25 protein-coding genes are annotated in these 23,046 nt (G+C 44.4%); 13 read left to right on the forward strand and 12 right to left on the reverse strand.

Annotation, left to right across the window (positions count from 1 at the left end):
* Window positions 1–65: 65 nt before the first annotated feature.
* The 3 genes from R7Z47_RS03010 (at window position 66) to R7Z47_RS03020 (ending at window position 3,321) form a co-directional block, all read left to right on the forward strand.
* On the forward strand, window positions 66–419 hold the full coding sequence (locus tag R7Z47_RS03010) for a hypothetical protein (RefSeq protein WP_033906832.1): 354 nt from the start codon (window positions 66–68) through the stop codon (window positions 417–419).
* A 121-nt stretch (window positions 420–540) separates the two neighbouring features.
* On the forward strand, window positions 541–2,541 hold the full coding sequence (locus R7Z47_RS03015; RefSeq protein ID WP_262606506.1) for a methyl-accepting chemotaxis protein: 2,001 nt from the start codon (window positions 541–543) through the stop codon (window positions 2,539–2,541).
* Between the two features lie 300 nt (window positions 2,542–2,841).
* Entirely contained in the window at window positions 2,842–3,321 is a 480-nt protein-coding gene (locus tag R7Z47_RS03020) for a Dps family protein (protein ID WP_005388254.1), read from the forward strand.
* Between the two features lie 108 nt (window positions 3,322–3,429).
* On the opposite strand, the gene R7Z47_RS03025 is transcribed toward R7Z47_RS03020, so the two are convergent.
* The 5 genes from R7Z47_RS03025 to R7Z47_RS03045 form a co-directional block, all read right to left on the reverse strand.
* Entirely contained in the window at window positions 3,430–4,044 is a 615-nt protein-coding gene (locus R7Z47_RS03025; RefSeq protein ID WP_005388252.1) for an HAD family hydrolase, read from the reverse strand.
* 142 nt (window positions 4,045–4,186) lie between these two features.
* Window positions 4,187–5,263 (reverse strand): PQQ-dependent sugar dehydrogenase, encoded by a 1,077-nt coding sequence (locus R7Z47_RS03030; RefSeq protein WP_167415936.1) that lies wholly within the window; start codon window positions 5,261–5,263, stop codon window positions 4,187–4,189.
* A gap of 149 nt (window positions 5,264–5,412) precedes the next feature.
* Window positions 5,413–6,561, reverse strand: a complete 1,149-nt coding sequence (yiaY, locus tag R7Z47_RS03035; RefSeq protein WP_005442614.1) for an L-threonine dehydrogenase — start codon at window positions 6,559–6,561, stop codon at window positions 5,413–5,415.
* A gap of 333 nt (window positions 6,562–6,894) precedes the next feature.
* Window positions 6,895–7,545 (reverse strand): isoprenoid biosynthesis glyoxalase ElbB, encoded by a 651-nt coding sequence (gene elbB, locus R7Z47_RS03040; RefSeq protein WP_017634378.1) that lies wholly within the window; start codon window positions 7,543–7,545, stop codon window positions 6,895–6,897.
* Window positions 7,546–7,557: 12 nt separating this feature from the next.
* Window positions 7,558–7,707 carry a hypothetical protein gene (locus R7Z47_RS03045; RefSeq protein WP_017634379.1) on the reverse strand — a complete coding sequence of 50 codons (150 nt, stop codon included), beginning with the start codon at window positions 7,705–7,707 and terminating at the stop codon, window positions 7,558–7,560.
* 120 nt (window positions 7,708–7,827) lie between these two features.
* Here R7Z47_RS03045 and yddG point away from each other — a divergent pair, with 120 nt between their 5' ends.
* Window positions 7,828–8,730, forward strand: a complete 903-nt coding sequence (yddG, locus tag R7Z47_RS03050; protein ID WP_005389394.1) for an aromatic amino acid DMT transporter YddG — start codon at window positions 7,828–7,830, stop codon at window positions 8,728–8,730.
* Window positions 8,731–8,881: 151 nt separating this feature from the next.
* Here the strand turns inward: yddG and R7Z47_RS03055 are convergent, their stop codons facing one another.
* Window positions 8,882–9,775 carry a cation diffusion facilitator family transporter gene (locus R7Z47_RS03055; protein ID WP_167415937.1) on the reverse strand — a complete coding sequence of 298 codons (894 nt, stop codon included), beginning with the start codon at window positions 9,773–9,775 and terminating at the stop codon, window positions 8,882–8,884.
* Window positions 9,776–9,951: 176 nt separating this feature from the next.
* On the reverse strand, window positions 9,952–10,830 hold the full coding sequence (locus R7Z47_RS03060) for a LysR family transcriptional regulator (RefSeq protein WP_005375568.1): 879 nt from the start codon (window positions 10,828–10,830) through the stop codon (window positions 9,952–9,954).
* A gap of 171 nt (window positions 10,831–11,001) precedes the next feature.
* Here R7Z47_RS03060 and R7Z47_RS03065 point away from each other — a divergent pair, with 171 nt between their 5' ends.
* Window positions 11,002–11,577 carry a class I SAM-dependent DNA methyltransferase gene (locus tag R7Z47_RS03065; protein WP_017821100.1) on the forward strand — a complete coding sequence of 192 codons (576 nt, stop codon included), beginning with the start codon at window positions 11,002–11,004 and terminating at the stop codon, window positions 11,575–11,577.
* A 148-nt stretch (window positions 11,578–11,725) separates the two neighbouring features.
* Here R7Z47_RS03065 and R7Z47_RS03070 read toward each other — a convergent pair whose 3' ends face one another.
* Window positions 11,726–13,699 carry an acetoacetate--CoA ligase gene (locus tag R7Z47_RS03070; protein WP_167415938.1) on the reverse strand — a complete coding sequence of 658 codons (1,974 nt, stop codon included), beginning with the start codon at window positions 13,697–13,699 and terminating at the stop codon, window positions 11,726–11,728.
* Window positions 13,700–13,921: 222 nt separating this feature from the next.
* On the opposite strand from R7Z47_RS03070, the gene phhA reads away from it, so the two are divergent.
* Window positions 13,922–14,716 carry a phenylalanine 4-monooxygenase gene (gene phhA, locus R7Z47_RS03075; protein ID WP_167415939.1) on the forward strand — a complete coding sequence of 265 codons (795 nt, stop codon included), beginning with the start codon at window positions 13,922–13,924 and terminating at the stop codon, window positions 14,714–14,716.
* Entirely contained in the window at window positions 14,706–15,044 is a 339-nt protein-coding gene (locus tag R7Z47_RS03080) for a 4a-hydroxytetrahydrobiopterin dehydratase (RefSeq protein ID WP_167415940.1), read from the forward strand. Before phhA ends, R7Z47_RS03080 begins: the two co-directional genes overlap by 11 nt.
* A gap of 71 nt (window positions 15,045–15,115) precedes the next feature.
* Here the strand turns inward: R7Z47_RS03080 and R7Z47_RS03085 are convergent, their stop codons facing one another.
* Window positions 15,116–16,885 carry a choice-of-anchor I family protein gene (locus tag R7Z47_RS03085; RefSeq protein ID WP_167415941.1) on the reverse strand — a complete coding sequence of 590 codons (1,770 nt, stop codon included), beginning with the start codon at window positions 16,883–16,885 and terminating at the stop codon, window positions 15,116–15,118.
* Between the two features lie 199 nt (window positions 16,886–17,084).
* Here R7Z47_RS03085 and R7Z47_RS03090 point away from each other — a divergent pair, with 199 nt between their 5' ends.
* Entirely contained in the window at window positions 17,085–17,429 is a 345-nt protein-coding gene (locus R7Z47_RS03090; protein WP_005375560.1) for a HopJ type III effector protein, read from the forward strand.
* A 38-nt stretch (window positions 17,430–17,467) separates the two neighbouring features.
* On the opposite strand, the gene R7Z47_RS03095 is transcribed toward R7Z47_RS03090, so the two are convergent.
* Window positions 17,468–17,776: a cysteine-rich CWC family protein gene (locus tag R7Z47_RS03095; RefSeq protein ID WP_080276966.1), complete on the reverse strand. Its 309-nt coding sequence runs from the start codon at window positions 17,774–17,776 to the stop codon at window positions 17,468–17,470.
* 144 nt (window positions 17,777–17,920) lie between these two features.
* Here R7Z47_RS03095 and R7Z47_RS03100 point away from each other — a divergent pair, with 144 nt between their 5' ends.
* Both R7Z47_RS03100 and R7Z47_RS03105 read left to right on the forward strand, forming a co-directional pair.
* Window positions 17,921–18,136: a DUF3820 family protein gene (locus R7Z47_RS03100; protein WP_005375557.1), complete on the forward strand. Its 216-nt coding sequence runs from the start codon at window positions 17,921–17,923 to the stop codon at window positions 18,134–18,136.
* A 40-nt stretch (window positions 18,137–18,176) separates the two neighbouring features.
* Window positions 18,177–18,422, forward strand: a complete 246-nt coding sequence (locus tag R7Z47_RS03105) for a hypothetical protein (protein ID WP_167415942.1) — start codon at window positions 18,177–18,179, stop codon at window positions 18,420–18,422.
* A gap of 169 nt (window positions 18,423–18,591) precedes the next feature.
* Here the strand turns inward: R7Z47_RS03105 and R7Z47_RS03110 are convergent, their stop codons facing one another.
* Complete coding sequence (locus tag R7Z47_RS03110; RefSeq protein ID WP_167415943.1) at window positions 18,592–19,200, reverse strand: LysE family translocator; 609 nt, start codon at window positions 19,198–19,200, stop codon at window positions 18,592–18,594.
* Between the two features lie 161 nt (window positions 19,201–19,361).
* Here R7Z47_RS03110 and R7Z47_RS03115 point away from each other — a divergent pair, with 161 nt between their 5' ends.
* Window positions 19,362–20,720, forward strand: coding sequence for a PLP-dependent aminotransferase family protein (locus tag R7Z47_RS03115; RefSeq protein WP_137283130.1), 1,359 nt, complete (start codon window positions 19,362–19,364; stop codon window positions 20,718–20,720).
* Between the two features lie 306 nt (window positions 20,721–21,026).
* Here the strand turns inward: R7Z47_RS03115 and R7Z47_RS03120 are convergent, their stop codons facing one another.
* On the reverse strand, window positions 21,027–21,629 hold the full coding sequence (locus tag R7Z47_RS03120) for a helix-turn-helix domain-containing protein (RefSeq protein ID WP_025768446.1): 603 nt from the start codon (window positions 21,627–21,629) through the stop codon (window positions 21,027–21,029).
* A 45-nt stretch (window positions 21,630–21,674) separates the two neighbouring features.
* On the opposite strand from R7Z47_RS03120, the gene R7Z47_RS03125 reads away from it, so the two are divergent.
* A complete protein-coding gene (locus R7Z47_RS03125) occupies window positions 21,675–22,379 on the forward strand; it encodes a B3/4 domain-containing protein (protein ID WP_025768445.1) in 705 nt (234 codons plus the stop codon).
* 1 nt (window position 22,380) lies between these two features.
* The gene (locus R7Z47_RS03130; protein ID WP_053350632.1) at window positions 22,381–23,007 is read left to right on the forward strand and encodes a LysE/ArgO family amino acid transporter; all 627 of its coding nucleotides are present in this window, start codon (window positions 22,381–22,383) and stop codon (window positions 23,005–23,007) included.
* Window positions 23,008–23,046: the final 39 nt, after the last annotated feature.

The following is a 23,046-nucleotide window of genomic DNA, read 5'->3' on the forward strand; positions in this document are numbered from 1 at the left end:
AAAAACTTGGAAATTGAAAAAAGTATTCTTAGCTAGTTAAAGAGTGAATTACAAGGAGGAGCGACATGTACCGTTATGTCAGTTCACCAAAAGCGTCAAAGTACATAGTACCGCCACCACAGCATCGCGAGTTGTCGAGTATCGATGTACCGGAGTCAGAACTTGAGATGCGTGAAATTCTGAACAATTGGTTTGCCGATGGATTGGCGCCCATCATTGAAAATGAGGACAATGACATCTCTGCTAATGAGCAACAGCGCTTTGAGCAGCTCAGTCGCACGGTGGGCGTGTTACTGCGTAATAAAGATTACTACTTCGCCACTAAGCGGATTCTTTCGTTGTGGGAGCAAGACTGCTTAGAAACGACTTACGTTAATTATCTGATTTTACGTAGTGAGCGCATACCATACTTCGAATAAGCCCTATTTATAGGCTTAAAATAGTGGTTTACATGGTTTTCTTAGTAACTTTTGATACTTGTATTTAACATTTTTGTAAACATCGTTATATTTAAGGCTCATCGTTGTCAGGAGTTTATGGATGAACCTTACGATATCAGGGAAGTTGCAGCTCAGTTTTGTGCTGCTAGCCGTACTTTTTATGGCATCAGCGGTATTCACGTATCGCAACGTCACCACCGTAGAGCAATACGCCTCTTCGTTACTTAAATCCGATTTACCGACCGTCGACACCAGTCGCGGTATCCAACAGTCCGTTCAAGCGTCGCTGTCTTCTATTCGAGCCTACATGTTGCTAGGTGGCGATGAAGAGGCGAGCGCACGTCTGAGTGAGGACGTACGCAATATCATGGCATCTACAGACGAGTCGCTTCCAACGTTGCAGGCTTTGATCTCTGAACAGGATTTTCAAGCGATTCAAAGTCAGTGGGACGCGGTAAAAGTTTCTCTAAACAAGCTGATTGAACTTAGCCACAGTGATGAGAACTTACCCGCGCACAACCTCTTTATTAACGAAGCGGCACCCATTGCAGAAGTGGCACTTGATCAGCTTCAAAGCTTAATCAATGAAGAGTCAGGAAACCCATTTGGTGGAGACAGAAAACGTCTGTTTAAAGTCTATGCCGACAGCTATACCTCGCTCGCTAATGCTCTGTCCGCCTTGCGAGATTTCCTGTTGTACGGCCAGCAAGATCATCTGGACAAATACCACGACTTGATTAAGTACCACAATCAGTCTGTGGCGGAAATCGACAGTAAACTCGACAGACTGACTGATAACGACCAATCATTGTGGTCACTGTTTAAGGAAATGCAGCAACTGTACTTTCCTTTAGCAGAGCAGGTAATTGCATTGCGTCAATCGCCAGAGTGGAACGAATCAAACTTGTTAATGGCGAATGAACTGTTGCCAGCAGCGGATGCACTAGACCAAAGCTTAGAAACGATCGTATTGGCTCAGCAAAGTCGTGCAGATCAAAGCGGACAGGGCATTAATCAGTCAATCAAGAACGTACTCACCACCATGTTGATTGCAGCGGCATTGGTTTTGTTTGCCGCAGTAGCGATTTCAAAATACATGGGCAACACCATTGGTCGCCGATTGAAAAACTTATCGGAGCGTGCAAAGACGATCGCTTCAGGAGACGTTTCTCAGCCTCCGCTCACTGTTGTTGGGAAAGATGAATTGGCAGACCTTACCGATTCGATTAACCGCATGAACCAATCGTTAGCGAGCATCGTGGCAGGGGTGAGTGAGAAAGCGCACCAAGTGGATACCAGCATGGGAGCTTTGTTGGAATCGGCGCAAGTCACCTCATCGAATGTTGAACAGCAACAGACCAGCATTGTTGAAATGGGAAGCCAATTGGATGAAATCGCTTTAGCCGCGCGTAACACCCTAGATCAAGCCAATCAATCGGTGCAGAAGCTTTCTGACTCAAAAGGCGAGATTGAACAAGGTCGTGATGCTTTAGAGCAAAACAAAGTCACCATGGAAAGCTTGCACGGCAGCATTGAAACCGCGAGTACGCAGGTGACGCAGTTAAGCAAAGAGAGCGAAGCCATTGGCCGAGTTACAGAGGTGATTGAAGGCTTGGCAGAACAAACTAACTTACTGGCATTGAATGCGGCGATAGAAGCGGCGCGTGCGGGCGACCAAGGACGAGGCTTTGCGGTTGTGGCGGACGAAGTTCGTATGTTAGCGACTCGCACTACTCAATCGACGACAGAAATCAACGGTATCATCAATGCGATTCAACGCTCGACCCATTCGGTGGTTGAGGAGATTGAACACAGTCAATCACTTGCGGAGCAGGGCGCTGAGCACATTGAAAAAGCGGTAACTCGTTTGCTCGTCACGACCGAGCAAATTGGTTCTTTGAATGAACAAATGGCAGAACTTGCGGCAGCGGCAGAGCAGCAATCTCATGCGACCAATTCGATCACTGGATTGATGTCCGGTATTACTCAATCAGTGGATGAGGTTTCGAATAACAGCCAACGTGCATCAGAGACATCATTGCAAGTAAAAGAGCAAGTTACTGAGCTGAATCAACAGATGGCAACTTTTAAAACGGCGTAGATAAGGTTTACGTCTGTTCATCTACTTTTGAACGTTAACCAAATAGTAAAAAAGCCCCAATCCTTTTTACACAAAAAGGGTTGGGGCTTTTTGTTGGATGATACGCCGATATTCGTCTACTTGCTCATTGGATTTGGCTATTTAAATCATAGCTAAAACCAAATTCTCTTCGCCGAGCCGGAGTCGTAATATGACTCCATCGGCAGCAAATACTGCAAAAGAATTTTTAAACTTTATACCAATCCCGGTAAGAGAATCGTTCGTTACTACGATTGGTATCATCCTTCTAGGAGCAAGATTATGAACAAACAAGTAAGCCTAATTGGTCTAGACAGCGAACAATCAGCACAACTAGCTCAACAGCTAAATCAACTGCTAGCGCATTACCAAGTGTTGTACATGAACTCTCGCGGTTACCACTGGAACATTAAAGGTGCGCAATTCTTCGAACTGCACGTAAAATTTGAAGAGATCTACACGGATCTACAAACAAAAATCGATGAGCTTGCAGAGCGTATTCTAACTTTGGGTCATACACCAGCGCACGCATTCAGCAACTACTTGGAAGCAAGTGAAATTAAAGAACATCAAAACGCGACTTCTGGTGAGGAGTGTGTACAAGGGCTAGTTCAAGGCTTTAGCGTTCTACTTCTAAAACAGCGTGAGATTCTACAAAACGCGGGTGAAGCAGATGACGAAGGTACAGCGGCATTGATGGGTGACTACATCCGTGAGCAAGAAAAATTAATGTGGATGCTTAACGCTTACCTACAAGGCTAAGCAGCGCATCACCCAAGCAATCCTTGGGAACGCATGAAACAATCGGGAATAAGTCATAAGGGGCACGTTGGTGCCCCTTTTTTTGTTTGCGTATTTTATATGTGTGCTTTATTTGCGTGGTAAGGATTCGAAACGGCTCAATAAATCACTGAGTTCATTAAGCGCTAACGAGGCTGAGTCATTGAAGGTTTCTTGATTCCCATGGTGCACAAGGCAAGAGGGCATCTGCGCGTTATACGCTGCCTGCAAGTCGTAAAGGTAATCGCCGACATAAAGCACTTCATCAGGCATCAAACGCCACTCTTTCGCCAATACCTGCAGAGACAAAGGGTCTGGCTTGGGCGGGAAGCATTCACGAGTGATGACTCGTTCTACTGAGATTTGGTTGTGCTCTAGTTTGCGCTGAGTGGCGATTTGGCAGTTGCGCGTCACGATAGCGGTTTTGATTTCATTTTGATGCAAGTGGGCGAGCAATTCATGGCAGCCAATCATTGGAGCAGACTGCTCAGCATCAGAAATCTCGTAATCAAATATCACGTTATGAGCGTGCTCTCGATGATGAGGATGCTCAAGTGCGTCGACAAAATCCAATAGATCTTCACTCTGCGGACAACCTAGCTGTTGTCGCAATTCGCCGAAGTTCATATCAGAACTCACCAAGGTGTTGTCTAAATCAAACACCACGGCTTTAATTTTATCGAGCTGTAAAGGGAATGGAATCATAATGACCTCGTACAACTTAACCGAACTATCGTTTTAAAAAACAAAAGGTTATTGTTAAGTTTAGATTCTTCTGCTTAGATTGTACGAAAATAAATCACTAGTACGTCACAAATTAAATAGTCTTAACGATTTTAGTGTTTGATTACCTTTCCTCAAGACGAAAGATTTTGCCGCTGTCGGTAGAAAAGTAGATATAACCATCGGGGCTGATGGTTATATCTCTTACTCGCTCTCCAAGATTCTCCATCAATCTTTTTGATTCGGTGAGCTTGCCATTCTTAATAGAAACCACGTTGATGTGCGCCAGTTTCAATGCACCGGCGAGGATTTTCCCGTCCAATTCTGGGTATTTATCACCACGGTACAAAATCATATTACTGGGCGCGATAGAAGGGACGTATACCAGTCTTGGATCTTCCATTCCCGGCAACGACTTAGCTTCCCCGACGTCCAACGGTCCCCAATATTCTTTGCCATGAGAGACTTTTGCCCAGCCGTAGTTCGCGCCTTTCTTGATTAGATTAATTTCATCGCCACCGCGTGGTCCATGTTCAATCGACCACAGCTGTTTAGTTGCTTCGTCGTAAAACATACCTTGTGGGTTGCGGTGCCCGTAACTCCATATCTCAGGACGAGCTTGGGAAGGTTTGAATGGGTTGTCTTGCGGAACCGAACCATCAAGATTAAGGCGTAGAATACTGCCAGCATGGGTTTGAGTGTCTTGTCCATTATCACGTTCGCCACGGTCACCGATTGAGAAGTAAACTTTATCGTCTACAAATGAAATTCGACTGCCGTAGTGGCGACCTGTATCGGTGAAGGCATCAGCAACAAAGAGATCTTTCCAACCTACAAGCTGATTGTTTTGCAATTGCGCCGTCGCTAACGCCACCGTATTGCCTTTGCTCGTACGCTTGCTGTAGGTAAAGAAGAGTTGCGGGTTTTGCTTATCGGCATTCGGTGCGAGCGCAACATCCAATAAGCCGGCTTGTCCACTGGTGTTCACATCGGGAACGTTAAACAGCTTTTGAGGTTTGCCTGTGGTGATATCCAGCAACGAAACCGTACCGTTCTTTTCATTGACGATAACACGTTGGCTATCTAAGAACTCGATCCCCCAAGGGATCTGAAATCCATTCGCCACCTCGTTCGCGCGGTATTCGGCAGCGTTGGCAGAAAAGGATAAACAAGTGAGTAGGGCAGCAGCAATCGTTCTCATGGTTCCTTCCAATATGAATCGTGTTAATACTTAAAAGCTAACACTAAAAGACTATGTTTGGCAGAGATTCACTTGTATATGAATGTAAAAAATCCCCGATACGAGATCGGGGATTGAATTAAGGCTAGAGAATTGTTTATGTAGCGAGATTACATCGCTTCTTCGAAGATCTTAGAAATTTCTTCGTGAGTTGCTTGTTTAGGGTTAGTGAAACCACAAGCATCTTTCAGTGCGTTGTCTGCTAGTGTTGGGATGTCTTCTAGTTTCGCACCAAGCTCTTTGATACCTGCTGGGATACCCACATCTTTCGCTAGAGTAACGATAGCGTCGATTGCTGCCGCTGCACCTGCTTCAGCAGACATGCCTTCTACGTTTACGCCCATTGCTTTTGCTACGTCACGTAGACGCTCAGGACATACTTGCGCGTTGTAGCGCTGTACGTGAGGTAGAAGAATCGCGTTACAAACACCGTGTGGAAGGTCGTAGAAACCACCTAGCTGGTGTGCCATTGCGTGTACGTAACCTAGAGAAGCGTTGTTGAACGCCATACCCGCCATGAACTGTGCATATGCCATTTGTTCACGAGCTTCTAGATCTTCACCGTTTTTCACTGCTGTGCGTAGGTAAGCTTGGATAAGCTCAATAGCTTTGATTGCTACCGCATCAGTGATTGGTGTTGCCGCGATAGATACGTAAGCTTCAATCGCGTGAGTTAGGGCATCCATACCTGTTGCCGCAGTTAGCGAAGCAGGTTTAGCGAGCATTAGCTCTGGATCGTTTACCGAGATAAGCGGTGTTGTGTGCTTATCAACGATTGCCATCTTGATGTGACGCTCTTCGTCAGTGATGATGCAGAAACGCGTCATTTCAGATGCAGTACCTGCCGTCGTGTTGATCGCGATAAGTGGCATCATTGGTTTTGCAGATTGGTCTACGCCTTCGTAATCTGCGATTTTGCCGCCGTTAGAAGCAACAAGCGCGATACCTTTCGCACAGTCGTGTGGTGAACCACCACCTAGAGAGATAACGAAGTCACATTCGTTATCAGTAAGAAGTGCTAAGCCGTCGTTAACGTTGCTGATAGTTGGATTTGGTTGAGTGCCATCAAACACAACGGTTGCTACATCGCGCTCAGTGAGAAGGTCTTGAACTTGTTTGACTACACCGATTTGGTTAAGGATCTTATCCGTAACGATCAAACCTTTTTTAAAGCCTTGAGATTGGATGCTGTCTGCTGCGTCTTTCAAACAACCAGCGCCCATTAGGTTTACCGTAGGGATAAAAAATGCACTTGTCATATTGGATAGCTCCGTCGTTATTTTTAATAATCTTTCTTAATTTGCCATTTACTGTCGCACATTCGTTTCCAGATTGAAGTTGATCTGAAGCAAGTTTACCTACTTAGAGGTACTTGCAAGAGAAAAACTGTGACAGTGATCTTGTTGCACTGCGTATAAGTGCAACACTGATATAAAGTAGAACAAATATGAAACTATGGACGCAAACGATTGGCAGAAATTGACTTCTGACGCGGATATATCTCTAAATACGACTAAAGTATAAAAAATCCCCATTAATAACTTAATTATCAATGGGGATAGGGAAGTGTTTTATAAGCTAACTACTAATAATTAAGCTATTTTAATCAGCTTTGATACTAACTTTTCGATACCTGAAGCCGCTTGAGAGATATTTTCTGCCAACATGTAAGCAGGGGTTGAAAGTACGAGGTGTTTTTCATCAAAAACGATGTCTTCGACAGGGCACGTGGTGTGTTCACCGCCCATTTGATTAAATGCTATTGAGACTGCCTCATCGTTGCCTACCGTTCCTTTCACGCCTTGCTCATAAATCATCGGAATAATGACAGGAGAAATACACAGATAGCCAGCTGGTTTTTTCGCATTAGCAAACGCGCGACAAGCTTGAGCTACGTGTGTGTTAATGGAGCACTCCGCACCCGAAACAGCGAAGTCGGTTAAGTTTTTCGCGGCACCAAACCCACCTGGAAGCAGTAGGGCATCGTATTCATCAACGTTAAGTTTGGCTACATCGTCAATATTTCCGCGTGCAATACGAGCTGATTCGATCAATACGTTACGTGTTTCATCCATTTCGTCACCAGTTAGGTGATTGATGACGTGGAGTTGGTCAATGTTAGGTGCAAAGCAGTGCCAAGTTGCACCTGCCTTCTCGATGGCGTAGAGCGCCAACACTGCTTCGTGGATCTCAGAACCGTCGTAAACGCCTGAACCACTTAAAATGACTGCGACTTTTTTCATGTTTGGATTCCTTTACTCTGAACGTTCCTTAGATTGCTCTTCGCTATCTAGACCATGCGTTTCCGAATGTGTTTTAACGTTTTCACTCTCGTTGTCATCTTCATCATAGTAGCGCACAACAAAGGGTGTAAGCATAACACTAGAGGGCAGAAAATGTTTCATATCGACTCCAACGGCTTAATAGAATGATTTTTATACTGATTTTTATAAAACAGTACGTTGAACCTGATCATTTTTGAGTTAAGCTGACGTTTCCTTTGGCATTCGTGAGTGGTAGGTCACATGAAATCAGTGCAATTTCGTTTCACACTTTATGGTTGTATCGCGATTCTCTCTTGGAGTTGTCTGCTTGGCATCGCGAGGTTGGTTACGGAGAGTTTAGGTCCTGTAGGCGGGGCAGCCATGTTGTACTCTCTTAGCTCTGTTTTCCTTCTTATCGTGGTCGGTATTCCAAAGTTGTCTTACTTTTCTCCCAAGTATCTTGCGCTTGGTGGTGCGATGTTCGTCTGTTATGAAATATTTCTCGCTCTATCTTTGGGATATTCCAACTCGCGCGCGCAGGCAATTGAGGTGTCGATTGTCAACTACCTTTGGCCCGCATTGACGGTTTTATTTGCGGTCCTTGGCAGCAATAAAAAAACAAACTGGTTGCTTTATCCAGCAGTTACGCTGGCGTTTGTTGGGGTTGCTTGGACTGTGAGCGGTGAGAATGGCTTATCCATAACTCAGATCATGTCCAATGTTAGTAGTAACCCTCTGGTGTATTTTATGGCTTTCGCTGGGGCGGTTATATGGGCCTTTTATTGCAACTTAACCCAAAGGCAGCAATCTAAACATAATGCGATTACCCTGTTTTTCATTGCAACAGCTGTTTCGCTTTGGGTCAAATATGCGTTTACCGATGAGCCACCAATGACATTCAGTTGGGAAGCGATGGGGTACTTAGTGGCTTCTGCGGCTTTAATGGCTGGTGGTTATGGTTTATGGAACATCGCGATCGTTGGCGGCAATATGGTTTTTCTCGCCACCTTGTCTTACTTCACGCCCATTTTTTCCGCTTTATTTTCTTCCATTATTCTTGGCGTAACTCTGAGCCATAGCTTTTGGCAGGGCGTTGTGATGGTAACGGTGGGCTCGCTGATGTGTTGGTTAGTCACCAAAGAGAAGCGCGAAGCGGCTGGATAAGTTACCAACGAGATCAGAGAATTTAAGTGAGCAACGAACAGATCTCCCTTGCGAGCTGTATTCGAATACGAAGCAACTAAATCGAAAAAATTAAAAAAGCTCCCGAGATTGGGAGCTTTTTATTGAGTTTTAACGGCTCTTTGGTGGCGCTCTAATAAGCGACGTTCAAGTGTAGTTGAAGCTTGAATCTGTGCTTCGACAGTCGCTTGATAAGCTGCTTACGAGTGTGCTCTAGTGTATCAAGCTCCAATGTGTCGTCATCAATATGTACGTCCACATTTACTCGTAGCTCTTGGCCCACCTTCGTTACGCCAGCCAGTTTCAATTGATGCTCAGTCACTTTTTCAATCTCAAGAACATCTTTGCCAACGCTCTGACACAGCTCTTTGCTTGGTGTCATCATTAGTAGTTCACGTAAGGCACCTACTAGCATATCGAACGGTACTTTGAGGAAGTAAAAGCCCATTAAAACCATCATCATGGGATCGGCATATACCGCATACTCAGAGAATGGCGTTAGTGAAACAGCCCAAGCTGAGATAAATCCTACGGTCACCGCCACACTTAGCAGAGTATCCATTTGCCACTGTTTTTTCTCCGCTTCAATCAAGCCTGATGAGAAGCGGCGGCTGCGTTTCGCCATAAACCACCAAGCGTAACCACAGCCGATAACATTCACGATGCCGAATAAGGTCGCAATAGAAGCATCGACCTCACGACCTCCAGACATCAATGCTGATATCGCAGAGTAGAGAGAGAAGCTTACAACCACTAAAATGACGGCTGCTTTTATCGCAATAACGATTGGTTCTAAGACCGCTTTTCCAAATGGGAATACAGATTTTGAAGGCTTGTTAATATAGTGAGAAGCGGCCAGTGACAATAAAGTTAACAGTAAGCTGACCAAAGAGTAAACACCGTCAAAAACGATGACAATTGAGCCTACAAGCAAGCCAAGTACCATACCACCAGCAGCGAACCCAGATGCCAAAAGGGCTGAAATGGTTAGAATACGGTTTTCGTTTTTGCTTGTCCTGTCACACATAAAAGATGCCTTTGAATTTTAATACCTTACTATTCTTCGCTCATAAGGTAATTTAGGCAACCACAAAGTGACCAGTAACTAATCTAAAAAATTGCGTTTTTATTTATGTTCTTATAAAACAATGGCTTACTGTGACTTTTTGGTGTCAGTAAAATTGACGCTCACTGATAAAATGTTTAGAAGTCAAATAAATACTCGCTCAATTTATCTGCTAACCACGTCATTGCTGGATGCTCAGTATGGCCGTTAGGTGAAAACATACAGTAGTCTTCTTGCGTCAATCCGTATGTGTGTTTGATAACGGCGAGCTTCTGCTGACGAAGGTAATGGCGGATTAATGGTTCAGGAAGCACGCCCCAAGCGTCTTCTTCTAAGATGGTGTTCAGCATGTAGTCAAAACTCGAAAAACCAATATATCGAGTCGAGAAAGGTTGCAGTTCAGGGTTGTCTTTCTCATTTAGGTACACCATTAGTGCTTGCATTTGACTACGTAGATCTTCGTCTGAGACACGGCGCATCTTACTTAGGCGGTGTTCTACACTGCATACTGACATCATACGTATCTTGCCTAACGGGTTATATACGATACGAGGATCGTCTACTCGCTCATAATCAACACCGAAAGCAAAATCTACTTGGTGGGTACTGACCAAGTTGGCTAAGTCGCCACTGGATGCCAAGATTAAGTTGAAGGTTGTTGAAGGAAAGCGGTTATTCAATGTATGAGATAATTCTTGCCAGAGATCATCAGGTAAGGAGTCGTCACGTGCTACCCAAACTTCCGCGTTAAACCCTTCCGAGATTTGAGCGCAGGTCTTTCTGACCCGTTGTGCGATGATAAGTAGGTGTTCGCAATCTTTGTAAATGGCTTTACCAGCTTCAGAGAGGGTGAGCTGGTTGCCAGTTCGGTTAAACAATTCAACGTCGAGATCTTTCTCTAATGCCTTAATCGACATACTGAGTTTGGTGCGATTGCAGTCGAGTTGCCTTGCCGCTTCAGAAACAGAACCACACTCAGCGATGGTGCAGAAGGCTTCTACTTGAGTTAAGTTCATGATTTGACACAACCAATAAATGAATTCAAATAATTTGGGTATTATGCAGATGCGCTCCCAAAGCCATGAAAGATTATCGAAAAAAACGCGAATCCGCCAGATAAGTCTATGGTCTTTTAACGGTTTTGCGGTAATCTATGTGGGTTACAAAAAGTGAACATGGAGGCCACGATGGCACAAGATTGGGACGGCTTAGCAAAAAACTGGGAATCAAATCCAGCAACAGAGCAATTTGCGCAGTCGGTGTTTGAGCAGTTACAACAGCTAACTCAGCTTGATGGCATTAAAGTACTAGATTTTGGATGCGGAACAGGGCAGTTAAGTCAACGATTGTCACCGATGGTTAAAGACATCGTAGCATTAGACGCATCGGAAGCCATGATTGAGGAACTCGATAAAAAAGAGCTCGTCAACGTAGAACCTGTGGTAGATGCACTATCTCGCGGCTTGGTTGCTCAGCACCCTGCGTTTCGTGGACAGTTCGACTTGGTGGTTGCATCATCAGTTTTAGCGTTCGTGGAAGACTTAGACGCGTCATTAACGATCTCGCATTCTCTACTTAACCACGGCGGCTATTTTGTTCATTTTGATTGGATTGCAGAATGTGAACAAGACGGTTTTACCCTTGCGAAGTCTGAGCGTGCACTGAAAGAAGCGGGTTTTACTGAAGTTGAATCGCAACACGTTTTTGACATTACATCTGATGGTAAAACAATGTCGGTATTAATGGGGCTTGGTCGTCGCTAATACCGCTGAATAAAGAACAAAAAATGACAAAAGCGAGCTAACAAGCTCGCTTTTTTCTTATCTGCTGAGGGTATATGTAACTTCACTTGCTCTAAACAAGCGTCGTGGTGCAGGCAAGGACATACTCGAACAACTTAGTCTTCGGAGGTTATTTTGAGACGACTATCCTGCGTATCTCCTCCAGCACTTCAGGGTTGGCTATTGCGCCTAAATTTTCGACGCTTCGGTTGTTAACGACTTGCTTAACGGCTAACTCGACCAGCTTTCCTGAGCGTGTCTTAGGTATATCGCTTATTGCGTAAATTGCACTAGGTACATGCCTTGGAGAACATGCAGACTTTAGCTGTGCTTTGATGGAAGCGATCATCTCGTCATTGAGCTCTACCCCTTTGACTAATTGGACAAACAGCCATATTTGTTCGTTGCGGTCGACTTCTTTTCCTACTGCGATCGAATCTAGAATACCGTCTATACAGTTCACTTGCTGATAGATTTCGGCCGTGCCGATTCTTACGCCACCGGGATTCAACGTGGTATCACTTCGACCATAAAACACGTATCCCCCAACGCTGGTCTGTTCAACATCATCGCCGTGGTGCCAAATATTGTCGAATTTATCCCAATAAGCGCGATGATATCTCTCACCGATGTCGTTCCAAAAGCCAGCAGGGAAGTTGGGTAATGAATTGGCACAAACCAACTCACCGCGCTCTCCCATTACGCTATTACCTTGTGGGTTAAAGACTCGGACATCGACCCCTAACCCTGCTGATTGGCACTCTCCCCGATAAACGGGAGAAATAGGGTTGCCTAATACAAAGCAGCCACAAATGTCTGTTCCGCCAGAAATCGAGGCGAGGTGTACATCTTCTTTAATGTGCTGATAGACATAATCAAACTGTTCTGGATACAGAACAGAGCCCGTTGAGCAAATGGTTTTCAGACTTGGAAATGCATCACTTTTCTGCGGAGAAAAAGATGCTTTTTCCAGCGCCTCTAGGTATTTTGCTGAGGTTCCAAATAGCGTCACTTCGGCTTGTTCTGCGAGGTCCCAGAGCACATTATGAGTGGGGTAAACAGGGCTACCATCAAAAATCACCAAACATGCACCGCTCGCGAGTGAAGAAACGTGCCAGTTCCACATCATCCAGCCGCAGGTTGTGTAGTAAAACACTCGGTCGTTCGGTTGAATATCGCAATGCAGTTGATGCTCTTTCAAGTGATTAAGCACCGTTCCGCCGACGGAATGAACGATGCATTTCGGTTTGCCTGTTGTGCCTGAAGAATAGAGCACAAATAGCGGATCGTTAAAATTCACACGAGTAAAAGTCAGCGCTTCGGGGGTGTATTGATTCAGGACGTTTTGCCAATCTTGGGTGCAGACATCGCATTCAAAAATGTGTGGTTTAAGGTAGCTAATTTGGCAAACTTGTTTAAGACCATCAAGATGATCCGCAATATGCTGGTTTTTCTCAGACATATCGAAAGTTTTGCCATTGAATGTATAGCCATCACAAGTAAACAGGATTTTGGGTTTCACTTGACCAAAGCGCTCCAAAACGCTTTCGACGCCAAAATCAGGTGAGGTGGAAGTCCAGGTCGCCCCTAAACTGGTGGTTGCTAGCATAGCTATCACCGTTTGAGGTAGGTGAGGTAAATAACCAGCGACGACATCACCTTGCTTAATTCCACATTCTTTCAACCATTGCTGCACACTCGAAACTTCTTCGCACAATTGTTTCCAGGTGTAGGTCTGTTTTTCTTCACGTTCATTTTCAAACCAAATCGCGAGATCATCGGGTTGGTGACACGCGTAGGTTAGCAAATTTTCGGCGTAGTTAATTTGCGCGTTTGGGAACCATTTTATATCCCTATTTTCAACAGGTTGCTGCCAGCGACTTTCTGCTCGCTCTTTTATGGTCTCTCCCTGAGTGCCAATGACGTCGCAGAATAGCCAAACTTCCTGCCAAAATTTTTCTACATGATCGAGTGACCATTGATGCAGATCAGCGAAGCTTTCAAGGGTATTTCCTTGTCGATTAATGTGTTCAATAAACTGTGTAATGTTGGCTTCTTCGATACGACTTTCGCTCGGTTGCCATACTTTGCTGCTCTCGCGCATAGGTCCCTCTATAACAAAGTGATAACAGGTTTTAGTTTGAGAGGAATACACGATAAAGTCAAACAAGCCAGAGATTATATCGTGTCATAAAAATCATGCAGTTACGATGCATTGTAAACAATATGTTACATCGGGATGGTGCTGAGAAAATCGCGCAGGGATTGGAAGCTCTTAAGACTGAAGATAGGCTTAATGTAAAGGATTTGTTAATGGAGATGTGCCATGACTCAGTATCGTTCTAAACCCGTAAACCAGGAAGGCAGGGTTGAATGGAGCCGTGAAGAAGACGCCATTTGGCGAGATTTGGTAACACGACAAATGGGTGTGATCCAAAACAGAGCTTGTAAGGCTTATTTACACGGTTTAATGCTGCTTGATTTACCTCAAGACCGCGTTCCTCAATTGCCAGAAATTAATCGTGTCCTGATGGAGACAACAGGTTGGCAAGTGGAGCCCGTTCCTGCGCTTATTGACTTCGACCGATTTTTTAATCTACTCGGTAATAAGCGCTTTCCCGTCGCCACATTCTTGCGTACCAGAGAAGAGTTCGATTACTTGCAAGAGCCGGATTTCTTCCATGAAATATTTGGTCATTGCGCGATGTTAACCAACCCAGATTTTGCTGCATTTACCGAACATTATGGTCAACTAGGGCAAGCCGCTACCCCAAAACAAAGAGCCTATCTCGCTCGCCTCTACTGGTTTACCGTAGAGTTCGGCTTGGTGAAAGAAGGGGACAAAACCAAAATTTACGGTGGTGGTATTCTCTCATCTCCTGGCGAAACCCTCTACGCATTAGAGAGTGATGTAGCAATTCGCGACCCATTTGAATTACAAACTGTGCTGAGAACGCCTTATCGTATCGACATCATGCAACCGAAGTACTACGTGATTGATGACTTTTCTCAGCTCTTTAAAATCAGTCAGTTAAATTTATTGAAACAAGCCGATCTAGCGATTGAAGCTGGACTGCTTCCTCCACTTTTTGAACCAAAGGAACCTGCTCATGTTGAATGAACAAAAATGCGAAGCTTGTAGTATCGATGCCATTGCACTAAGCAAAGAAGAGCAACAGTCTCTGCTTCTGCAATTGTCTGATTGGAAGATCATTGAAAGAGAAGATATACCTCAACTAGAAAAGGTGTATAAATTTAAGAACTTCAAACAAGCATGGGCTTTCAGTAACAAAATCGCGGAACTGGCAGAAGATGAGTTCCACCATCCTTCTATTTTGTTGGAATGGGGTAAGGTTACCGTAACGTGGTGGAGTCACTCTATCAAAGGTCTGCATAAAAACGATTTTATCTGCGCATCAAAGTGTGACGCGCTAGCATCGGCAGAGTAGGACATTACCTCATACAAAAAAACGCCCGGCTTACGTCGGGCGTTTTGGTTCTAAATGACTTTTACATTACTTTATAGATTGATTCGGAAGACGGATGTCGTGCCCGATACCTCATTGCCAACGGCGATAAAATGACCACCATTACGGGTAAAGTAATTAATGGATTCTGGACCTAAATCGCCTGCTTTTGGACTGTATGTATCGTTCATGCATTCGCCATCTTCGACTTCTGTACACACTGGTTGATTGTAATCACGGCGGTTGACGTAATGCATAAACTGCGCTTGTTTCGGGTCTGTGATGTCATAAATCATGATACCGCCTTGACGCTCCAAGCCGATAAACGCGTAATGACGACCGTTAATTTTTGCTACTTCAATCGCCTCTGGCTCAATACCTTTATCATCACTTCGGTCATCGCCACTATTATTGTTATCGTTGGTGCTGTTGAAGTTCTTGCCTTCATTCAGCAGCGCGATAGTCGCGAAATCGTCACCACTATCGAAGACCAACTTGCCGTTTTCATCCCAAATCGAGAATGAACGCGCGCCAAATGATTGAACATTCTCTTGTGCAGAAAGCGTTTGTTCCGGCTTAATCACTTTTAAACGCGCGAGTTGTTTGTTGTCTTTTAGTGCCTCTGCCAATGGGTGTTCTGCTGCCACTTTCAGCTTCTTACCGCGCACTTCATCAATATGGCTTAAACAGGTTCCTTGCTCAGATGTATATTCATCTGTACCGAGGTAATCGTCTTCATCCCACATAAAGCCAACTTTGTCGCACAATTCTTGAGTGGTTTTGAATCCGTACTCACGCCCGTCGCCTTCATTTGCAGATACGATGTAAGTACTCCCATTCACTGAGTAGCTGTCGATAGTGTCAGGCATAAATAAGCCAACCAGTTGTGGGTAGCTTTTCAAGTTCCCAATGATTTTGTCTTTGTTGGATGCATCGAGTTTAGCGCCCGACCAAGACTTCTCACCTAAGCCAACAATTTTTTCTACCGATTTGCTCTCTGGATTGACGATTGCCATGGCGTTATTTTCTTGTAGCGCGACATAGATTTTACCGTTATCTGCAAAAGTGAGGTATTCAGGCTCTAGATCTTGTGCGACGGTGGCGTTTGGCCCCGAAATACGCACATTCATTGGGAGCTCTGCTTTTCGTGAATCATCAAATTCGTTAAAGCCAATTTGTGTCACTTCTGCTTGAGTAACACCAAGGCTCAGATCGATCAAAGTGATACTACCTTCAGGGTCAATGCTGTAATCGCTGTTTGGTTCTCCTTCATTAGCGGTTGCGATGTATCGGCCATCTTTTGAGAAGCCAACCATGTCTGGCAATGCGCCTGTTGGGAAAGTCGTGACTAATGACAAATCGCCGGAGCGGTACAAGCCAACAATACCATTCGCTTGTTTATTACTGTTTTCAATCGCAACTGCTACCAAACCATTGAATACAGCGACACTGTTTGCTGCGCCAATTTCAATGCCCGCTGCTTCGCCAGCGCTGTTGAGATCAATGAATGCGCTTTGCGTTGGTACGCCGTTGTCATCCATAGACATTACATCGATACGTTTTGCTTGAGCATTCACCACATAGAGCTTATCTGTACAGGCGTCATAACTGACGATTTCAGCTGCCGATGTGTCGAATGGAGCATCAGCAACGGATGTCCCGATAAACGTTAACCCTTGAATTGAAGTTTCCCCAGCAACGGGCGCAGTGGTAGGTTTGCATTGTGTAGCGAATGAAGCCACGGTATCTTCGGGTTGTGATGAACACGCGATGGCAAGTGATGACAATGCGAGTGCACCGATTGCCTTTAAAGGGGTGATCATGATATCTCCTTATCAATCCGATAGGTTGTCAATCAGCATGGGTTTTATGCTGCTGTCCATTTCCGCAACTGGAATGATAGAGCGCTGAATGACGTGTGATTTGGTAAGGCTCTGAATATATGTATGATTGATGACTCTTATATTGGCTTTTTATGAAACTAATGTGTCATCAATATGATGAGGTAGGGATAGAGGAATAATGGAATTAAAATCGTTTTTAGATTTATTGGCAGCGTCACCAGAGCAGGTCGAATTTGAAGCAACGATGGCGGTGATCGAAGATAACTATACGTTTGAGCCAACCGCTTTTGTAAATGGTGAGACACAAAACAATGCAGGCGAGAACAACGGTTCGTGTAAGATCTTCGCTTTCGGTTTGCTAAACAACCTAGACAAAGAAGCGACGCTAGCCTGCTTTGGCCGTTTTTATCGTGAAGATGTATTGCAGCATCCAGAGAACAGCGATCACCAGAATATTCGTAATTTTATGGTGACAGGGTGGGAAGGCATTAAGTTTGAAGCGTCCGCTTTAACCGCTAAATAAACACCAGTCAGAAAACGATGATCAGTAAGCCAGTCGTATTACGCGACTGGCTTTTTTTCTAGACATTTTCGGCACAAACACAGCTGGTTGGCGCTTGGCTTGGGTAAATCACGGGTTTCAATAGTAAAGCACCAGCATGTCTCTTTGCCTGCGGCGATATCACAATGGGCTTGAGTCCCGCATTCAGGACAACTGTGTGTTGAATCTTCTCCTGCGATTTGTTCGATAATCGCATCTCGTTGGAGATCGGTTTTGTCTTTCCATTGGATGATTTCATCCATCGTTCGGTGACAACCAGAGCATATTCCGGCGTTATTTTTACATGCTGCTCGACAAGGTGACTTCATTGCTTTCTCGTTCTCATTTTTTATGCCGCGTACTCTAGCATAAAGCGAGTCAAGGCCGCCAAAAATAAACGTGACTGCGATTTGCTGGTGAGGAGGGAGAACCAGTGTTACCCTTGGACGAGTTACCTTAACTCTCTGTCACTTATGTTAGAAAAAGAAAACCTCATTAAACTCGCTAGAATGCAAATGCCATTTGGGAAATATGCAGGGCGAGTGTTGATCGACCTGCCTGAAGAATACTTACTGTGGTTTGATAAAAAGGGCTGGCCAAGCGGCGAGCTAGGGGATTTGCTCAAGCTATGTTTAGCGCTCAAAATTGAAGGCTTAGATAGTGTCGTGAAGCCTTTGAAGCGCATGTAATTAGCCACAGAAACTCCCACTCTTAATGAAAAGACTTATTATGAATTTTGATATCGATGCACTGAAACACCACCAATTGGTCGAAGATGGTAAACTAGAGGGATGTTACATTCATCAGCCAGCTCAAGGTAGCCAGCAAGATGACAAAGCTGTTTTGGCAGAGCGCCAAGCGTTGGAAAAGTTGGGATATAAGGTAACACAGGTTAAAGCTAAAGGCGGGACAACAACGTTTGCCGAGGCGATGCAAAAGCTAGCGAAGGAAACTGGTCACCTGCCTAAGGAGTAAGTGAGTCTAACCTGCCACAGCCTTACAAGTTCTCCCACCAGACTATTTTTTCATTCAAAAGAGCCAGACCGTTAGGCTGACTCTTTTTTGTCCCAAAGTGTGTTACGCCTCGAAATGCGAATTTAGATAATTGGCAATTTTATACATACAAAACTCTTCTCTTTGCCATTCAGGCAGAGTGCCCCAAAACTGGTAACAATGATATGAATGTTATCGTCGCTAGGCTGATGTTGAACACGCGCTGTCTTAATACGGTATTGAGATAAATACGAATTTTTTTACCAACCCAGACCCAAGTAATATTTGCAAACAGTCCGAATGTCGTAAACACGAAAGTAATCAATGTAACAGAGAACCAATAGTTAGAAGGGAGACTATAACTTGTGACCAAAGCAAGTGATGCCATCCAAGCCTTCATATTACCCAGTTGAAACAACGTAGCCTGAGTTACGTTGATTGGTTTGCTTTTAGTGGGTTTGCCTGCGAAAAGGTTGGTACATAGCAGCTTAATCATCAGCCAGAACATGTAAACCAGACCGATGTATTTTATAGCGAGATACCAACTTGGATGAGTTTGTAGGGCAACACCGACACCACATGCACAAAGCAGAATTAACCCTATTACGCCAATACGGATACCAATTAGGTGTCGCCATGATTTCCTTATACCAAATTGTGCCCCTGAGTTGGCGAGCAATAAGTTATTTGGGCCGGGTGTTATGGCGGTGACAAACGCAAATAAACTCATCGCTGGAGTTAGGTCCCATAATGTTGTCATTTCTTTTCTTCTCAAATTAGTGCTGATAAGCCAAGAATAAAGGGATGAAGTGAGAGAGACCTACAGTTAATGCGTCATGGTGACAATTCTTTGATTTCATTTTCGTCAGGCCTTATTTATCCTGAATACAAGAGTTAATTGTACCCCTTCGGAGAGAGACAATGTTAGTCCCTGATATATCGGGTCGTTCCGGACCTAAGTTTATGGCACTGGCTGAAGCGATTGCAGAGGTGATAGAGAGTGGTGAACTCGAACCAGACACTAAATTACCTCCTCAGCGTATTTTATCTTATCGCTTAGGTGTGACGGTTGGAACGGTGACGAGGGCATATAGGGAGCTAGAGCGGAGGGGCTTAACGGAACCAAAAGTAGGAAGCGGTACTTATGTACGTAACAGAGAAACTGAACTGAACCACTTTTATCATCCGGTATTGGAAGAAAAAGGCATTGATCTGGCACGTTGCCGACCTTTGCTATTATCGCAACCGAAATTTCTTGCGAATGCGTTGAAAGAGCTATCACACGAGGAAATTGCGCAGGCAGCCGTGCTGGATTACTACTCCGCTGATGGCATTCGGGGTCATAACGAGACTCTTCGACAATGGCTGATGACCAAATTCAATATCGATATTGATGCACGGCGTCTAGTGTGGACTCATGGAGGGCAACACGGGATATCGTTGATTATTCAATCTCTAAGCCGCCCTAAAGATACAATTCTTGCTGAAGGGCTGTGTTATCCAGAGTTCATCTATGCATGTCAGCAATCCGAACGAAAGCTAGTGCCAGTAAAAGTCGATGAACATGGATTAGATCCAGAAGATCTGGCTTTGCACTGTAAGAGGCATCGCCCAAAACTGCTTTATCTTACGCCGGGAATACAGAACCCGACCGGAGCTCAGTTAACGGATAGCCGAAGACTAAAAATCATAGAGATATGTCGTCGTTACAATGTGTTGATTATTGAGGACGATGTTCTCTACTGCCCACCGTCTCATCGAAAGAGTCCCTTAGTTGCTATCGCTCCAGATATTACCTTATACGTGGGCAGTTTTTCTAAGTACTTTGCAGGTGGATTGCGGCTGGGTTTCATCATTCTGCCTTTGTCGTTCAAAGATTTACTGCAACGTGCGCTACGAGCCAGTTGTATGTATGTTAGCCCTTTGATAATCGACCTTGTTTGTCGTTGGTTAACTAGCGGAGCTATGCAAGCCGTGGACAAAGAGATAGCGATGGAACTCAGTGCACGTCATCGGATCTGGAAGGCAGTATTTCCCGAAATCCAGATTGGTGTTCCTGGTTACAATGTGTGGCTACCTTTGCCTGAGCCATTAACAGGGTATCACTTTAACCAGTCGTTGTTGAAACATGGTGTCAGAGTGAGGGAAGCGGAAATGTTTGCTGTGGGTCGGTATGAAGTGCCGGCAGCAGTGAGGATATCACTTGCAGGTCCATTAAGCCGATTACAATTGCAATCAGCTTTAGATATCGTAAGAGAGCAAATCAAACGGTTAACTTAAGTTTCATAGTTCACATGGATTGCTCAATATCTAACTATTCAATGCTCTATTAGGATTGAACACACCGATATACATAAAGTGCTCGAAGTTGTGCTCAAAGTCTCAAAAGTTACTTGAAATCTGAAACTCGCTTAGAGGTCTTTTGGGCAGCATCGAGTTGATTCATCTTTGTCGAGAACCTTCATGTTGAGTACTTTCCAACGCAAAAGTGCCCCATTGTTACTTGGGGCTAGTACTAATCCATCTATTGTGAGTATGGCTTTGCCTTAATAAATCTTATTTGAACTCGCCTCTAAATGAGTGGGCTTATCGATGTAACTCAGCAACGCTCATAGTGAAAACTAAATCCGAATCTGCTTGGTTTGAGTAGCTGTGAGGGACATCCGTTTTAGCTATAGCGGACTGACCTTCATGCAGTTCTATGGCTTTCCCATCAATATTCAAAGTGAGTATTCCAGACTCAACATGAAAAAGTTCAAACGTGCCTTGTGGATGACCTGCTGATTCAAAAACTTCTGATGGTTTCATATTCCAGCGCCACAACTCAATCATATCTGGGCCGCTTGTTCCCGCCAGAAGTTTTGCGCTACCACCGTGCTCGCCAGTCCAAAGCGTTGGAATGTCCTCTTTATCAATGATGTTGACTGTTGGATTACTCGCAACATTCACAATATCGGCAACCGAAATCCCAAGGGCAGCAGACAGTTTACACAACGTCGAAATGCTAGGGTTAGCTGCCCCTTTCTCTACTTCTACTAACATGCCTTTACTTATCCCTGCTCTTTTTGACAGGGCATCCAGTGACAACTTGAGCCTTTTTCGATGTTCCTTGATCCTTGCGGCTACCGCTTGATTAATGAAATCAGCATCAGTGCCACTATCGGTCGATATATTGACTTTTTTGGTCATTGTAATGTATCTTGCATGAAAATGAATCACTGAAGGAATTATCTAATGGTTGTTATAGTGCCGTCAATCGATGCTCGAATTTCCCAGATTGCACCAGAGTTCAAAGCATTGAGCATATCCGTTAAAGGAACGGAAGTTCAGAGCCAAGAGTATGCAAAACGGGTTCTGCAAGAAGCATGTACTTCCGTCATTGAGAACGACTATCCATGGGCAGAATCACACATCAATGCGTGGGGAGACGTTTTTCGTCAATTTGGCGCTAAACCAAATCGAACCCCTTGCTCGGCTGCTGCACTGCGAAAACGAGTATTGAAAGATGGAGGAATGCAGAGCATTGACCCTATTGTGGATATTTATAATGCCATCAGTATTCGATACGCCATACCCGTAGGTGGTGAAGATATGGACAGTTATCAAGGAACGCCAACACTCACTATCGCAGATGGCTCTGAATCCTTTGACACCATGAAAAATGGTGAGGCTTCAATTGAAAACCCTGATGTTGGGGAAGTAATTTGGCGCGATGAAGTAGGCGTTACTTGTCGTCGTTGGAACTGGAGGCAGGGTGTCAGAACCCGAATTGAATCTGACACACGTAACATGTGGTTTATTCTAGAAAGCTTGCCTGAAATGCCACTAGAACACTTGCAGGAGGCGGGGCAAGAAATGATTAAACACTTGCAAGTGATCATGCCTGATTCAGTGATAGAGCAATCGTTGGTGTTTGCTTCAAAATCCATTGAGGTTTGATGTGATAAATACTTTGTTAACGGGTGCCGTTGTTTCTGGAAGTTTGATTGTCGCAATCGGTAGCCAAAATGCGTTTCTATTAAAGTGCGGATTAAAAAAGCAATACGCACTGTCCGTTGCCACTATCTGCTTTCTTGGAGACATTCTACTGATCAGTACTGGTGTACTTGGTATAGGGACACTGCTCTATAAAGCACCATTATGGAAAGACCTTTTGACTCTTGGCGGCGTAGTATTTCTTTTCTGGTATGGCTACCAATCTGCAAAATCAGCATGGAATGGTTCAAGTCACCTAGAGTTGGAAAATTCGGACATTGCCCAGAGTTGGTTAAAAGTCGTTTTAATGGCGATGGCTATCACTTTTTTAAATCCACATGTCTATCTGGATACAGTGGTGATCCTTGGTGGTGTGACTGCTCAAATGGAACCTGATGAAAAACTACTGTTTGTTATAGGGGCACTGATTGCATCAGGGATCTGGTTTTATGGATTAGTGTATTTGGCTAACAAGTTGATCCCACTTTTTAGTAAGCCAAGAACATGGAGAATTTTAGATTCTGCGATTTCATGCATCATGTTTGGTATTGCATTGAAGCTCGCAACACCTCTGTTAAGCCAATACATATAGAACGTCTCGATAAAGCTGCATTTCCAATAACTAAACTGC

The organism is Vibrio sp. 1641, from assembly GCF_033339995.1.
GTDB classification, from domain to species: Bacteria; Pseudomonadota; Gammaproteobacteria; order Enterobacterales; family Vibrionaceae; genus Vibrio; species Vibrio alginolyticus.